18 protein-coding genes are annotated in these 14,023 nt (G+C 70.1%); 11 read left to right on the top strand and 7 right to left on the bottom strand.

All coding sequences use genetic code 11. The features are described 5' to 3' along the window. Positions 1-27 precede the first annotated feature (27 nt). The 3 genes from ABN034_RS07325 to ABN034_RS07335 all read left to right on the top strand — a co-directional run bounded on the left by ABN034_RS07325 (position 28) and on the right by ABN034_RS07335 (position 2,245). A complete protein-coding gene (locus ABN034_RS07325; protein WP_349690230.1) occupies positions 28-252 on the top strand; it encodes a hypothetical protein in 225 nt (74 codons plus the stop codon). A gap of 241 nt (positions 253-493) precedes the next feature. Further along, the gene (gene dinB, locus ABN034_RS07330) at positions 494-1,687 is read left to right on the top strand and encodes a DNA polymerase IV (protein WP_349690231.1); all 1,194 of its coding nucleotides are present in this window, start codon (positions 494-496) and stop codon (positions 1,685-1,687) included. Positions 1,688-1,795: 108 nt separating this feature from the next. After that, the gene (locus tag ABN034_RS07335; protein ID WP_349690232.1) at positions 1,796-2,245 is read left to right on the top strand and encodes a GNAT family N-acetyltransferase; all 450 of its coding nucleotides are present in this window, start codon (positions 1,796-1,798) and stop codon (positions 2,243-2,245) included. Here ABN034_RS07335 and ABN034_RS07340 read toward each other — a convergent pair. Both ABN034_RS07340 and ABN034_RS07345 read right to left on the bottom strand, forming a co-directional pair. Beyond that, entirely contained in the window at positions 2,229-3,224 is a 996-nt protein-coding gene (locus tag ABN034_RS07340) for a phosphotransferase enzyme family protein (protein WP_349690233.1), read from the bottom strand. The two genes, ABN034_RS07335 and ABN034_RS07340, sit on opposite strands and share 17 nt — an antisense overlap. 52 nt (positions 3,225-3,276) lie before the next feature. Beyond that, positions 3,277-4,782: a threonine/serine exporter family protein gene (locus tag ABN034_RS07345; RefSeq protein WP_349690234.1), complete on the bottom strand. Its 1,506-nt coding sequence runs from the start codon at positions 4,780-4,782 to the stop codon at positions 3,277-3,279. Between the two features lie 253 nt (positions 4,783-5,035). Between ABN034_RS07345 and ABN034_RS07350 the strand changes: the two genes are divergently transcribed. Further along, positions 5,036-5,395, top strand: coding sequence for a ClpX C4-type zinc finger protein (locus tag ABN034_RS07350; protein ID WP_349690235.1), 360 nt, complete (start codon positions 5,036-5,038; stop codon positions 5,393-5,395). A 7-nt stretch (positions 5,396-5,402) separates the two neighbouring features. On the opposite strand, the gene ABN034_RS07355 is transcribed toward ABN034_RS07350, so the two are convergent. The 3 genes from ABN034_RS07355 to ABN034_RS07365 form a co-directional block, all read right to left on the bottom strand. Then, complete coding sequence (locus ABN034_RS07355) at positions 5,403-5,732, bottom strand: antibiotic biosynthesis monooxygenase family protein (RefSeq protein ID WP_349690236.1); 330 nt, start codon at positions 5,730-5,732, stop codon at positions 5,403-5,405. Positions 5,733-5,806: 74 nt separating this feature from the next. Next, a complete protein-coding gene (locus tag ABN034_RS07360; RefSeq protein WP_349690237.1) occupies positions 5,807-6,277 on the bottom strand; it encodes an NUDIX hydrolase in 471 nt (156 codons plus the stop codon). Positions 6,278-6,340: 63 nt separating this feature from the next. After that, positions 6,341-7,060 carry a hypothetical protein gene (locus tag ABN034_RS07365; protein WP_349690238.1) on the bottom strand — a complete coding sequence of 240 codons (720 nt, stop codon included), beginning with the start codon at positions 7,058-7,060 and terminating at the stop codon, positions 6,341-6,343. A 17-nt stretch (positions 7,061-7,077) separates the two neighbouring features. Here ABN034_RS07365 and ABN034_RS07370 point away from each other — a divergent pair, with 17 nt between their 5' ends. The 6 genes from ABN034_RS07370 (at position 7,078) to ABN034_RS07395 (ending at position 11,924) form a co-directional block, all read left to right on the top strand. After that, a complete protein-coding gene (locus ABN034_RS07370) occupies positions 7,078-7,254 on the top strand; it encodes a hypothetical protein (protein ID WP_349330984.1) in 177 nt (58 codons plus the stop codon). 120 nt (positions 7,255-7,374) lie between these two features. Continuing rightward, positions 7,375-7,791, top strand: a complete 417-nt coding sequence (locus tag ABN034_RS07375) for a VOC family protein (protein ID WP_349690239.1) — start codon at positions 7,375-7,377, stop codon at positions 7,789-7,791. A gap of 132 nt (positions 7,792-7,923) precedes the next feature. Continuing rightward, positions 7,924-9,048, top strand: coding sequence for a Gfo/Idh/MocA family protein (locus tag ABN034_RS07380; RefSeq protein WP_349690240.1), 1,125 nt, complete (start codon positions 7,924-7,926; stop codon positions 9,046-9,048). Next, positions 9,045-9,950 (top strand): GntR family transcriptional regulator, encoded by a 906-nt coding sequence (locus tag ABN034_RS07385; RefSeq protein WP_349690241.1) that lies wholly within the window; start codon positions 9,045-9,047, stop codon positions 9,948-9,950. The genes ABN034_RS07380 and ABN034_RS07385 overlap by 4 nt, the downstream gene beginning before the upstream one ends. A 28-nt stretch (positions 9,951-9,978) precedes the next feature. Next, positions 9,979-10,878, top strand: a complete 900-nt coding sequence (locus ABN034_RS07390; RefSeq protein WP_349690242.1) for a cupin domain-containing protein — start codon at positions 9,979-9,981, stop codon at positions 10,876-10,878. Next, positions 10,875-11,924 carry an ROK family protein gene (locus tag ABN034_RS07395; RefSeq protein WP_349690243.1) on the top strand — a complete coding sequence of 350 codons (1,050 nt, stop codon included), beginning with the start codon at positions 10,875-10,877 and terminating at the stop codon, positions 11,922-11,924. The genes ABN034_RS07390 and ABN034_RS07395 overlap by 4 nt, the downstream gene beginning before the upstream one ends. A gap of 59 nt (positions 11,925-11,983) precedes the next feature. Here the strand turns inward: ABN034_RS07395 and ABN034_RS07400 are convergent, their stop codons facing one another. Then, a complete protein-coding gene (locus ABN034_RS07400) occupies positions 11,984-12,874 on the bottom strand; it encodes a zf-HC2 domain-containing protein (protein ID WP_349690244.1) in 891 nt (296 codons plus the stop codon). Then, entirely contained in the window at positions 12,871-13,416 is a 546-nt protein-coding gene (locus ABN034_RS07405; protein ID WP_349690245.1) for a sigma-70 family RNA polymerase sigma factor, read from the bottom strand. Before ABN034_RS07405 ends, ABN034_RS07400 begins: the two co-directional genes overlap by 4 nt. 360 nt (positions 13,417-13,776) lie before the next feature. Between ABN034_RS07405 and ABN034_RS07410 the strand changes: the two genes are divergently transcribed. Next, a complete protein-coding gene (locus ABN034_RS07410) occupies positions 13,777-13,998 on the top strand; it encodes a DUF6458 family protein (RefSeq protein ID WP_349690246.1) in 222 nt (73 codons plus the stop codon). Positions 13,999-14,023: the final 25 nt, after the last annotated feature.

Consider the following 14,023-nt stretch of genomic DNA (forward strand, 5'->3'; position numbering starts at 1 on the left):
CAAGCCACGCGGGCTACAGGAGCATCGATGAGCGAGACACCGGTGTACGACCAGCTGATTGCCGAGAGGCTCGGTCGCGGGCCGACTGAGTTCGAGGGTCACGACCAGTGGGACGAGTCCGACGAGGCGACAGAGGCGTACGCCCGCGGCGTGGCCGAGGCCGAGGCGACGTGGGAGCAGTTCTGGGGGCGGAAGACCACCGTGCTGGCGCGGACGCCCGCGCCCTACCGCGAACGCCAGCGCGCCGGCTGAGGTCGTACGCGCGACCATCGGGGAGCGAGGGCCCCATCCGCCTGGCGCGGAGATGAACCGGCACGTCCTAGGGTGGGGCCGGTGCGCCCACGTCTTCGACATGCGGTCCGCGCGCTCATCGTCGACGACGAGCAGCGCATCCTGTTGTGCCGGTTCGATCTGAGCCGGCAAGGGATCGTCGCCTGGACATGTGTAGCGAATCGCTGGCGCGACTGTCGGCGGGGGATGCGAACATGTGTTCGTGGCGAGTGGTGAGGCGACCATCCTGCATGCCGACCTCGACGCGTTCTACGCCTCGGTCGAGCAGCGGGACGACCCACGCCTGCGCGGCCGGCCGGTCATCGTGGGCGGGGGCGTGGTGCTCGCCGCAAGCTACGAAGCCAAGGCCTATGGCGTACGCACGGCGATGGGTGGGGCGCAGGCGCGGTGGCTGTGCCCCCGGGCGATCGTCGTCTCGCCCCGGATGTCGGCGTACTCCGACGCCAGCAAGGCGGTCTTCGAGGTCTTCCGGCACACGACGCCGCTGGTGGAGGGGCTGTCGATCGACGAGGCATTCCTCGACGTCGGCGGGTTGCGGCGGATCTCGGGGACGCCCGTCGAGATCGCGCGGCAACTCCGCCACGACGTTCTCGCCCAGGTGGGTCTGCCCATCACGGTCGGGGTCGCGCGCACCAAGTTCCTCGCCAAGGTCGCGAGTGGGGTGGCGAAGCCCGACGGGCTGCTCGTCGTCCCTCCCGATGGTGAGCTCGACTTCCTGCATCCCCTGCCGGTGCAGCGGCTCTGGGGGGTCGGGCCCGTGACCGCCCGCAAGCTGCACGACCGGGGGATCACGCATGTCGGTGAGGTCGCCCAGCTCGCGGAGCGGACGCTGGTGGCGATGCTCGGCCAGGCGGCGGGCCGGCATCTCCACGCACTGGCCCACAACCGCGACCCGCGACCGGTCCAGGTCGGTCGGCGGCGGCGTTCGATCGGCTCACAGCGGGCGCTCGGCCGCTCGCCCAAGTCGTCCGCGGCCATCGACGCGGCGCTCGTCGGCCTGGTCGATCGGGTCACCCGCCGGCTGCGGGCGGCTGGCCGGCTCGGGCGGACCGTCGTACTCCGGCTGCGCTTCGACGACTACACGCGCGCCACCCGGTCACACACGCTGCCCCGGCCGACCGCGCACACGCAGACGATCCTGGCGACGGCGCGAGGGTTGCTCACCGCGGCCGGACCGCTGATCGAGCGCAAGGGCCTCACTCTCGTCGGGATCGCCATCGCGAACCTCGACGACGACGCCGCGATCCAGCTGGAGCTGCCGTTCGATCGCCAGAGCGGCACAGCGCTCGACGCCGCGCTCGACAACGTGCGGGATCGGTTCGGCACGGGCGCCGTCACCCGCGCGGTGCTCCTCGGCCGCGACCAGGGCCTGTCGGTGCCGATGCTCCCCGATTGACGTGGCGCGCACTCCTGAGCGGAGGGTCCCCCACAGGAACGACCGTTGGAGGAAGGTGCCCCTCATCCAGGAGCGGCTCGGTTGCGGATTCCGGGTTAGCATCCGCGCATGACACAGACCGGACCTGAGAAGATCCGGATCGTTCGGCTGGGCCCGGAAGACGTCGCCGAGGTGATGGCGGCCGCCGCGTGTTTCGATCAGCAGCCGCGGCCAGACGCCGCCGAGCGGTTCCTGCGTACGCCCGATCATCATCTGTTGGTTGCCTACGTCGAAGGCGAGCCGGTCGGGATGGTCACTGGCGTGGAGATGACGCACCCGGACAAGGGAACCGAGATGTTCCTCTACGAGCTGGGCGTCGTCGAGGGTTTCCGCAACCGGGGAATCGGTCGGGCGTTGGTCCGCCGGCTGGCCGATCTCGCGACCGAGCATGGGTGCTACGGCATGTGGGTTCTTACCGACGACGACAATCCGGCCGCCATCCGTGCCTACACAGCGGCTGGTGGCAAGCTCGGCGGCCAGCCCCGCGGGATCGACTGGACGTTCAGCCCTCCCACCTGAACGAACCGAGGGCTCTGCGTACCCGGTCCAGGGCGCGCTGGCTGAGCCGTTCGGGTGCCACCTCGTGGCCGGCCCAGTGGGCCGCTCCGAGCCAGTCGCCGACATCCCAGAGCTCGCGACAGGCGGCGAAGGCCGGCATGGCCCGCTGTTCGGCCTCGCTCCACGCCCGCACGGACGCATAGCCGGCGGCGATCGCGGGCCATGCCTCCCGCTTCGCGTCCGAGGAGTCCTGGCGGGGGTAGAAGTTCGTCAGGTCGTACGCCCGCCACCCGAAGCCGCAGTGGTCGAAGTCGAACACCACGAACTCGCCGGCGGAGGTGAGGTGGATGTTCCCACCGTAGAGGTCGCCATGGATCAGGCCGTACGCATGCTCCGGAAGGTCGAGCCGGGTGATGTACGCCCTCAGGCGTTCGGTGAGTGTGCACAGCTCGGCGTAGCTGGCCTGCTGGTGGGGACCGACGTGCTCGGCGATGGCGGTGACGGCCATGTCGACGAGGCGCTCGAGGTCGAGGTGGTATCGATGCCTTGGTGACCCGAACCCGTCCATGGCAACGTGGAGCCGGGCGATCCCGGTGCCGAGGGCGCGTGCGCGTTCGATGTCGAGCGAGCCGTCCTCGCCGGGGGGTCCGCCGGGCGCGAACGTGAACAGCGCGAAGTGCCGCTCACCTTCAGGTGCCTCGAGCTCGCCGAGCAGGTCGCCGCGGCGACGCGGGTACGGATGGGACACCGGGCATCCGGCACTCGCCAGATAGTTCAGGAGTTCCAGTTCGAAGAGCAGATCGTCCGCCGACCGCACCCAGTACTTGTCGCGCGAGTAGATCCGAAGAATCCGGCGCTCGCCGGCGCTGTCGGCCAGCAGGTAGGTGTCGTTGAATCCCCGGCGCAGCAGCCTCGCCACCACGGGTCCGGCAACGTCGTACTCCCGCTCGACCAGTCGTGCCAGATCGTCGGGGTGCAGGAGTGAGCTGACCACGCGCACGTCATGGAGCGTAACGCCCGTGCACGACAGAACGCTGCCCGTGCCCGTCGGGTCAGCCCTGTCCGTCCGGCGGCGTACGACCGGGACGACTGTGTGACAGTCGCACGACCTGACGGTTGCGGCGGATCCGCAGCGGGCCGACGAGACGCGGTCCGGCATAGCGGCGTTCCCACCGCGGGAGGCGACGCCGTAACGGCTGACCCAGGAACTCGCCGAAGATGACACCCGCCGCCAGTGCCAGGGAGTCGGTCGCCGCGATGAGCAGATGGGAGATGCCGAGGAAGCTGTTCCCTTGTGTGAGTTGGAGCATCGCGGTGTAGATCGTCAGGCCGGGCAGCATCGGAACGATGGCCGGCAAGACCACCGCGAGGGCCGGCAGCCGGCGGCGCGAAGCGACGGCGTAGCCGCACACACCGATGCCGACCGCCACCACCGCCCGGGTGGTCGACGGTGAGGAGAGCAGGTGGTCCAGGCCCAGGAACGCCGCGTACCCAGAGCCTCCGAGCAGGAAGATGGCCGGAACCAGCCGCAGCGGTACGTACAATCCCACCGCCATGGCGCCGGCGACCACGCCGGCCGAAAGGAACCGGTGCGGTAGTCCCAACAGGGTGAACGGCGGCGGCGGCTGGACCGGCATGACGATTCCCACCTGCCTGGCGACGATCAGCGCGACCGCCAGACCACCGATGATTCCCGCGGAAAGCAGCAGGACCTCCATCGTCCGCGCGGCTGCGGTCACCATGAAGCCGGTAAGTGCGTCCTGGACAGCCGCCAACAACGCGAGTCCGGGCATCAGAACGACCACGCACCCGGCAACGACCAGCGGCGGCTGTACCGGAAGGCCGACAGCTGTCAGACCTGCGGCGACCGAGGTGACGATCGCGGCACCGGCGAAGGTCACGTAGAAGTCGGGCACGTGGCGGTGAGCCAGCCGCCGGCCGATCCGGTCGATGAGAACGGTCGTGCAGAAGGTCACCATCACCAGCAGGAGCCCACCGCCCAACTGGACGGCGACGGCGCTCGCGAGCGCGCCCCACGCGACCGTGACACCCCAACGCGGATAGCGTTTCGGCGCCCCTTCGATGACCCGGAGTCGTTGGTACGCAGCGGTCGGGGCCAGTTCGCCTTCGGTGAGGGCGAGGACCATCTGGTGGAGTTCGACCAGCCGGTTGTGGTCCACCGCCCGGGCGCGCACGATCCGCAGATCCGTCACAGGTGCATCGGCGTCACCGACGGCGATGGACACCAGAACCTGCGTGTACGTGACGGAAGCCTCCACGTCGCGCAGCCCGATCGCCGCCGCGGACGCGAGGACCGATGCCTCGACGTCGACCGAACCCGCGCCGCTGCGGAGCAGGAGTTCACCCAGCCGGAGCAGAAAGTCGAGGGCTGGCGGCAACGCGGGCGGCTCGTCCGGCCCGTCGGCGTCCCCGGTCGTACGAATGAGGTACGGCGAACGCTTCGGCAACTGCGAGACGGTCGGTTCGTCCCGGTGGAGCAGGGCGTCGATGGCGCGGTGTAGACGGTTCCGTAGTCGGCGGCGTTCGAGGTTGCTCACGATGGTCGCCCCTGCTGCAGCAGCGCATCTCCTGCGACCAGGATCCACTGTCCGGCCGTTCCGGGCTGCCCGTCGAAGAATTGTCAGACCGCACAGGCGACCGAAGACCCCGGGCCACGGTCACCATCGCGGTCAGAGCGCGCCGAGCGGTTTGGGTGCGTCGCACGACACTTGACCCTTGCACCCTGTCAGGCCTAACCTGACAATGCGTCAGGGATATCCTGACGCCATGGTGCGAAGGAGGCGGAAGCCGGTGTCCTCGACCCAGATATCGCCCTCGGATCTGCGGTGTTCGTTCTGCAACAAGTCCAAGGAGGAGGTCGACCGGCTCGTCGCCGGTCCGGCCGTCTTCATCTGCGACGGGTGCATCCGCCTGGCCGAGCAGGTCATCGCCGAAGAAAGCGGCCAGCTCTTCGGAGACCTGCAGGGCCGGAGCACCGAGGACCTGCTGGCCAGCATCGCTCGGCTCGACACCGCGCCGGATCATGTCGAGCGGGCTGTCGCCGAGCACGTGAGCATCCTGCGTGAGCGCGGGGTGACCTGGGCGCGCATCGGTGAAACCCTCGGCATCAGCCGGCAGTCGGCGTGGGAACGGTTCTCCGGCGAGGAGTAAGGCGGGCTTACGCCGTGAGGACTGGCGAGAAGTGCTCCACGACGGGGAAGGGCTCGTAGAACGTGTGCAGAAGGCGTCGCCATTCCTGGTAGTCGGCAGAGCCGCGAAAACCCTCGGTGTGATCCTCCAGCCGCTCCCACTGCACCAGCAGGAGATAGGTGTTCGGTCGTTCGAGGCAACGCGAGAGGGTGAGCCCGCCGAAGCCGGGCATGCGCGCGATGATCTCCTTCGCCTGGGCGAAGGCGCCCTCGAATTCTGCCTCCTGACCGGGCAGCACGGGGAGTAACGCGTGTTCGAGAATCACCGCCCCATGGTCTCCTGCGGGTCTGCCCGTCATGCGTCGGGGCTAGTGTCCGGCGCAGGACACTAGGACGTGTCGTCGGCATCCGATCGAGAAGTCAACAAGGGGTTTCAGCGAAAGCCGAAGGTGAGGATGGGCGCCAGCCGGTCCTCGCCGAGACCGCGGAGCACGACATGCTCATGCGGTACGACCGGATCGGGCAGCGCGTCGAGCGGGAACCAGCGCAAATCCGCGGCCTTGGCGGGCTCGATGAGCTGAGGTTCGCCCTTCCATCGTCGGCATTCGAAGAAGAAGTCCACCCGCTCGTCGATCGGCCTCTGGTTGCCCCCGGTCCGGTGCATGCTGGTCAGCGGCGTGAGGTCGGCTGGTTCGATGAGCACGCCCAGCTCCTCACGCGCCTCCCGACAGGCAGAGTCCAGCACGGACTCCTCGGCTTCCACGTGTCCCGCGGCGCCCATCGCCCAGTGGCCGTCCATGTAGCCGGTGTTCTGACGTAGTTGGAGCAGCACCTCGTCGCCGGAGCTCCCGTGGCGGCGGAGCAGGACATAGGCGGCCGGGACGACCCGGAAGCGATCCGTCATGGCGTACGAGCCTAGGGTTTCCCTCCCGCAGCCACCCCGACCCGCTCAGCATCCCGCGCATGATCACCGACGACTCGCCCCAGGAATCTCTACGGCGATCTCGCCACTGAGTCGGGCGCCAGCCGCGAGCGGGAGCTCGTCGCCGCTCCAGAAACGACCCGCGTCGTACCAGCTCGACCGTCGGCCGGTGGGCAGCAGACCCATCGCCTCGTAGGTCACCGCGATGACCTCCGCGCAGTACGCGGTCTCCAGATCGACACCGCGCCCACCGCGGCCACCGCCCCGGCCCGGCAGGGACCATCGCCGGCCACGGGTCTGCCGCAGTGTCGACAGGCCTTCGCGCACGCCGAGGGCTGGTACCCGACCACGCAACCATCGCGCCGCCATCCGCGCGCTCGACGGGAACGGGGTTCCGTCCAGCCGCGCGATCGTCCGCAGCACGGCGTCCTCCATCTCCCGTGTCACCGACTGGTCGAGTTGGCGGAGCCAGGCCTGCTGGCCGTACTTCCGTGCCCAGACGAGCACCGCCGCCCGGAGATCATGTAGCTGGACTCCCCGCTGGTGCGTACCCGACCACAGGTCCGGCAACGACCGGCCGAGCTCGGCGTGCCACATCAGCGGCGGCAGATCGTCGAGGACGACCGACATGCCGACATGGTTGACCGGGCTGTTCGTGGTCACCCGGATGGCGCGATCGGCCATGGAGTGGCCGCGGAAAAGCCAGATGTCGCCGGTACGTGTCAGGTCCAGCGCCTCGTCCAGGGTGATCGTCGTACCCGGCATGGTCGTAGCCTAGGCGGGTGCGCTGGTGGAAATGGCTGGGACTGGCAGGCGTGGTGGGTGTCGCGGCGACGGGTGCGGTGATCGTCCGGGCCGAGCGGCGCCGCCAGGCCTACACGCCCGAGGAGATCCGCGCCCGGCTGCATGCCCGGCTGGCCGAGGCGACGCCCGGTGGGTCCGCGGGCAGCGACGGCTGACGCAAGAGCCGATGGCCGATTCGTTCAAGGCGACCGGGGGATGCTCGGACTAGCGTGCCGAGCCAAATGCGGGGAGCCCTCCTGGCTCCGCCTATCCCTCCGTACGAAGGAAGTCCGTTCATGCAACCTCGTCTTGACGCCATCGGGATGGTCGTCGCCGACATGGCACGGTCGCTCGCGTTCTATCGCCGGCTGGGCCTCGACATCCCGCCCGAGGCCGACACCGAACCGCACGTCGAGGCCCCGCTTCCCGGCGGCCTGCGGCTGATGTGGGACACCGAGGAGGTGGTCCGTTCGTTCGACAGCGAATGGAAGCCGCCGAGTGGTGGGCACCGGATCGGACTGGCCTTTCGGGTCGATTCCGCGGCCGACGTCGACCGCACGTACGCCGAACTGCTGGAGCTCGGCTACACCGGCCACAACCCGCCCTGGGACGCGTTCTGGGGCCAGCGCTACGCCACCTTGGCCGATCCCGACGGGAACTCGGTCGACCTGTTCGCCCCGCTCGACGGAGGAGCCAGCGCCGCAGGAGCCTGACGGCCGCGCGGCCGGTCCCGGCCGCTCCCGTTCGGATGCGTTGACCGGACGTGCCACCGCTCCCTAGCGTCTCCAGACATCTAGACGTCTATAGGGGGCCACTGGGGACACCCCCCGTGACTGGAGGTCGCCGTGGTCGCCGCGGAACGTCCGTACAAGCTCGGAGTCATCGGTTGCGGTCGGGTGTTCCGCTGGCCGTACATGTCGCTCATCCAGCAGCTGCGCACCCGCGGCCAGCTCGACGAGATCGTCACCTGTGACGCCAACCCAGAGGTCCGCGAGATCGTCGCCGACCAACCCGGCGTCGTCAGTTTCACGACCGACCACCGCGAGGTCCTCGACGACCCGGACGTCGACATCGTGATGGTGCTCACCTCGATGCCCGAGCACGGCCCACTCGCGAAGGACGCACTGCTCGCCGGCAAGCATGTCCTCGTCGAAAAGCCGATGGCCATCACGCTGCCCGAGGCGGCCGAACTGGTCGAGCTGGCGAAGACGAGCCCGGGCCACCTCGTGTGCGCGCCGTTCGTCATCCTGAGCCCGACGTTCCAGGCGATGTGGCGGCACGTCATGGCGGGCGACATCGGCCGGCCGACGCTCGCGCGCGGCCGCTACGGCTGGGCCGGCCCCGACTGGGGGCCGTGGTTCTACCAGGCCGGCGGCGGTCCGCTGTTCGACCTCGGCGTCTACAACGTCACCGCACTCACCGGACTGCTGGGACCGGTACGCCGGGTGTCGGCGTTCACCGGCAAGGTCCACGACCAGCGCATGGTCGACGGCCGGATGATCGACGTCCAGACGCCGGACAACTACCAGATCCTGCTCGACTTCGGCGGCTCCGTCCTCGCCACGGTGACGACCGGCTTCTCCATGCAGCAGTACCGTTCGCCCGCCGTCGAGATCTACGGCACCGAAGGCACCGTCCAGATGCTCGGCGACGACTGGGCACCCCAGGGGCACGAGCTGTGGCAGAACTCCGAGGGCGCGTGGAAGCTGTACGCAAGCCCGAACCCAGGGTGGCCGTGGACCGCCGGTCTGCAGCACCTCGTCGAGTCGGTGGCGGCCGGGACCACGCCGCTGGTCGCGCCGGAGCACGCCTACCACGTGCTCGAGGTCATGCTCGGCGCCATCGCGTCCGGTGAGGACGGCAAGCACCACGAGGTGTCGAGCACGTTCCCGGCGTTGTCGTTCGGTGACGGCGAGTCCGGGCGGGAGGCGGCCCACCGGGTGCACGACCGTACGCACGCGAGCAGATGACGGGACGCGCGGCGGCGTCGACCACCGGTCAGCGGGTACGACGGGACCGGGACAACCCGCTGCCGCTCTACCACCAGGTGGCGGCGGGCATCCGCGACCAGATCCGCGCGGGCACGCTCGGTCCCGGCGCGCGGCTGGCCTCGGAGTCCGCGCTCAGCCAGCAGGCGGGTGTCAGCCGGATGACCGCGCGGCAGGCGATCGCGCTGCTGGTCGCGGACGGCCTGGTCGTGGTCCGGCACGGGGTCGGGACGTTCGTCGCCGAGCCGAAGCTCACCTACGACGCACTGCACCTGCTGGGGTTCAGCGAGACGCTGGCCGCGCAGGGGAGTACGACGACATCGGACGTGCTGGAGCAGGCCGTCGTACCGGCGTCGCCCCACGTGGCTACGGCTTTGGGCGTCGAGGCCGGCTCGCCGGTGGTCACGGTGCGGCGGATCCGCAGGGCGCACGGTGAGCCGCTGGTCCTGGAGGCCAGCTACCTTCCCCACGCATTGTGCGGCGGACTGGAGAAGGCCGACCTGACCGGTCGTTCGCTCTACGCCACCCTGGAATCGGACTTCGGGCTGCGTCTCGCGGGTGCCCGCCAGCATTTCGCCGCCCGCGCCGCCACCGCCGCCGAACGCGCCCACCTCGACCTGGCCAAGGGTGCCTGCGTCATGGCGTTGTGGGGGGTGAGTGAGGACTACGCCGGGGAGCCGGTGGAGTACTTCGAGGCGACGTACCGAGCGGACCGGTTCGAGTTCGCCGCGTCCAGTCGCCGCCCGCGTGCCGGTCGCGGGGGACCGGGTGGTTCCGGGACGGGCGACGACGCCAACCCGTTGCGCGTCGTCCTCACCGAGTCCACCGCCGATGTCGCCGAGCACGCCGGTCCCGAGGATGGGTCAGCCGACCCACACCCGTGAGATCCCGAACAGATCCGGAGGAAGAGACGTGGCCTACGCCCCCTCTCCGCGCCCGACATTCACCGAGCCCACCCACATCCCGTACCGCTCGGTCACCCGACACCTCTGGGGCGACGACGGCGCGGGTCGGGTGTCGGACTGGATCTACGTCTCCAGCACCGACATCCACCAGTTGGTGTTCGGCCTGCCGCCGCGCGGGCGCTTCCGACACTCCGACTCGTTTCGTACGGTCTTCGCGGCCGACGAGGTGTTGTACGTCCTCAGCGGAGTCATGCTGATCGCGAACCCGGAGACCGGCGAGGTGCATCGCGTCACCCCGGGCGAGGCGGCGTTCTTCCGGCGGGACACGTGGCACCACGTGATCAACCATGGCGACGAGGAGCTCCGCGTGCTGGAGTTCTTCTCCCCGCCGCCGTCGCAGGGGACGTCGGGCAGCTACGCACGCACCCGCCCGTACCTCGAGCAGTCGACCTACATCCAGGACCACGTGCTCGGATCCTGGCCGGCGGAGCGTGACAAGATCCGGTCCGCGGACACGATCACCAGGATCGGCGTCGCCGACCGGCGGCTCCGGTTGGAGGGACACCAGCAGCAGGTGCTCGTCGGTCTGCTGGCCTCGACCGAACACCTCACGGCCGGCGTGGTCGAGCTGTTGCCCGGCCGGCGTGGTGACGTCGAGTCCCATGCCGGCCAGGAGGCGTTGTACGTCACGCGGGGACGGCTCAACGTCCACCTCCCGGAGGCCGGGCCGGATGTCGCGTCCTGGTGTGAGCTGGAGCCGGGCGACGGGTTCTTCCTCCCGGCGGGGACGCCGCACCAGTACTACAACTGGTCGGCCGAGCCGGTGGAGTTCGTGTTCGGGGTGGCCCCGGCGTACCTCCCTGACGCCGGACAGGCGACCACCGCGACGCCGGAGTCGTCCGGGTGAGTCGTACGACGTCCGCCGCCGACCCCGCCGCCAACACCGGCGCAGCCCCTCAGCTGCTCGTGGGAGTCGACGTCGGAGGTACGAAGATCGCCGGCGGCGTGGTCGACCCTCGCACCGGGACGGTCCGCCACCGGGTCACCGTGCCGACCGACCTGCGCCGGGGCAGCGACGCGGTCCTGCTCACGACGGTCGCCCTCGTCCGCCAGCTCGCCGACGCCGTGGCGGACGAAGAGTGTCCCCTCGGCGGCGTCGGTGTCGGCGTCCCCGAGCTCGTCAGCCCGGCCGGTGACATCACCTCGGACCACCTGCTGGCCTGGCGCCGGGACGAGCTCGCGGCGGCGGTCGCGGCGGACGGCGGACCCGCCGCCCGTGACGACCTGCCCGTACGCATCGAGTCGGACGTCCGCGCGGCTGCTCTCGCCGAGGCCCGCTTCGGCGCCGGGCGCGAACACGAGGTCTTCGTCTACGTCACGATCGGTACCGGTATCTCGTTCAGCCTCGTCCAGCATGGCGTGCCGTACGCAGGAGCCCGCGGCAACGCCCTGCTCCTGCTGGCACCAGGCGCCAAGCCCACTGGCCCTGACGTCGTGGGGCGACCGGGCGCCGCCGATCAGCCGCCGTTGCTGGAGACGGTCGCCGCTGGTCCCGCGCTCGTCGAACGCTTCCGCGTCGCCGGTGGCCAGGTGGCCGGTGGCCAGGTCGTTGGTAGCCAGGTCGCCGGTGGTCGGGTCGAGGGCGATGCCCGGATGGTGCTCGACGCCGCCGCTGCCGGTGACCCGGTGGCGGTGACGGTCGTCCGTGACGCCGGCGACGCGCTCGGTGACGCGATCGCCCTGCTGGTGAACGCGCTCGATCCGGAGGCGGTCGTCGTCGGTGGCGGGCTCGGCCTTGCGGGTGGTGCCTACCTTGCGGGTGCGGTCGACCGGGCGCGGCGGATGATCTGGGCGCCCCAGACCCGGGCGCTGCCGATCGTGCCGGCCGGCCTCGGCGTCCACGCCGGCGTCGTCGGTGCCGCGCTGGCCGCCGACGCTGACCATGGCCGCTGACGCTGACCGCTGACGCTGACCGCTGACGCTGACGCTGACGTTGACCGTCGATTTTCGGATTAGAGGGAGACCCTGAGGATGGTCTTGCCCTCGGCGGTGCGTACCTCCACGCCGGCGACGTCCTCGCGCGGGATGCTGGTCGAGCCGTGCAGGACGAGCGGGTCGGGCGCCCCGGGGACTCCGTATCCCTCAGGCGGCACCTTCCAGCTCATCGCCACCTGTCGTTGGCCGTCCCTGGAGACCGCGATGAGCTGGCAGCTGAGCGGGCCGTGGACTCCGCGGAGTTCCATCGCCAGGTGGGTGCCCCACTTGCGGCTCTCCACCCCGATCACGCCGGTCGTGCCGGTCGCGCGGTCGGTTGTCGCGAAGCGTTCGCCGGTGAGTAGGAGTTCGCCCGCCGGACGGTGCACACTGTCGGGCGTGGCGGTGGTGTCGCTCCCGCGATCCGCGATGAACGTGCCACCCACAGCACCGGCCATGAGCAGGACGACGGCCGCGGCCGCCGCGAGTAGCCGGTCGGGCCGGATCCACCGGCGCTCGTTCGTGCCGTCCGCGCCACCGGAACCCCGCGCTCCATGCGATCCGCCGGCCCGACGCGTACGGCCCGCCCCGTCTGCACTCGCCCCGACGACCCCGGGGGCGGCCAGCCGTCGGCGTCTCCGTAACTCCAGGACGGCGCCGTCCGGTTCCGCGCCGTCCACTGCACCGTCCACTGCACCGTCCACTGCACCGTCCACTGGGCCGGCAACCGCACTCGAGGCGAGTACCGCGGGGTCCACGTCGCGGAGCGCTCCGGCGAGTCCCGCGAACTCCGCCAGCTCGGCCTGGCACCTGGCGCACCCCGCGAGGTGGCTGTCGAAGGCCTGCCGGTCAGCGTCCTCGAGCAGTCCGAGAGCGTATGCCGCGACGTCGGTGTGCGGCCCGTGGTCCGTGTGATCGATCGTCGTCATTGCAGTGTCACCCCCCGTTCTTCCAGCGCCAGGCGGAGAGCGCGCAACGCGTAGTAGACCCGGGACTTCACCGTGCCGACCGGGACACCGAGGTTGTCGGCGGCCTGATTGACCGTACGGTCGTTCAGGAACGTCTCCACGAGCACCTCGCGATGAGCTGGGGTGAGCGCCTGCAGCGCTTCGGTGACCGTGACGGTCCGCAGGAGCCGCTCGGTCTGGTCCTCGACGGGCACTTCCGGGAGCTCGTGGGCCACCTCGGCGGGCCGGGCGTCTCGTCGACGTCGGTCGTCAATCACGATACGTCGCGCGACGGTGCCGAGCCAGGGCATCAGCGACCGTCCGTCAGGGTCGAGCTCCGCAGCGTTGCGCCAGGCCCGCAGCAAGGTCTCCTGCACGACGTCCTCGGCCCATTGCCGCTGCCCGCCCGTGAGGCGCATGGCGAACGCAAGTAACGGTGTGTAGTAGTCCCGGTAGAGGATGTCCATGAGGTCCTGGCCCGGATCCTCGGTGGTCTGGGCGCGACGACCTCTTCTGCCACTCACCCTGAAGGGGTTCATCGCTCGGCCTTCGGCATGCTGGATCTCTTGCTCGCACCCATCTGGTTTCGACGGGGCCCACAACGTAGCAGCGGACGGGCCCCCGGCCAGTCCGAGGCTGACTCCACCCCGTGCCCGGCTGGTGACCGCCGTACGCCTCGGATTGTCCTGACGGTACCTGACGACGCGGCGTACCGCCCGGGACGGATTGGCCGTTCAGGTCGCGCCCCGCTGACCTCGTGTCCTACTGTGTGCAGGCGGCGACGCGCAACGGCGCGGTACGCGCAGTACGTCGGCATCACCGCAACGGGGGGCTACACCGTCCGTCCACACGACCAAGTCAGCCCAGCGTTCAAGGTGGTTTCCATGGGTATTGGTGCCAGCATCTTCCTCATCGCTGTCGGCGCCATCCTCGCGTTCGCGATCGAGTACGACGTCTCTGGTCTCGACATCTCCGTCGTCGGCTGGATCCTCATGGTCGTCGGGGCGCTCGGCCTCGTGGTGACCATGGTGATCTGGGCGCCGCGCCGTCGGCAGGCTTCCGGGCGCACCGAGCAGTACGACACCCGGCGGCTCTACGGTCGCTGATCGCCCGTCCTCACCGAGCGATACG

Origin of the sequence: Actinopolymorpha sp. B11F2 (genome assembly GCF_040195635.1) — a bacterium.
Taxonomy (GTDB): Bacteria; Actinomycetota; Actinomycetes; order Propionibacteriales; family Actinopolymorphaceae; genus Thermasporomyces.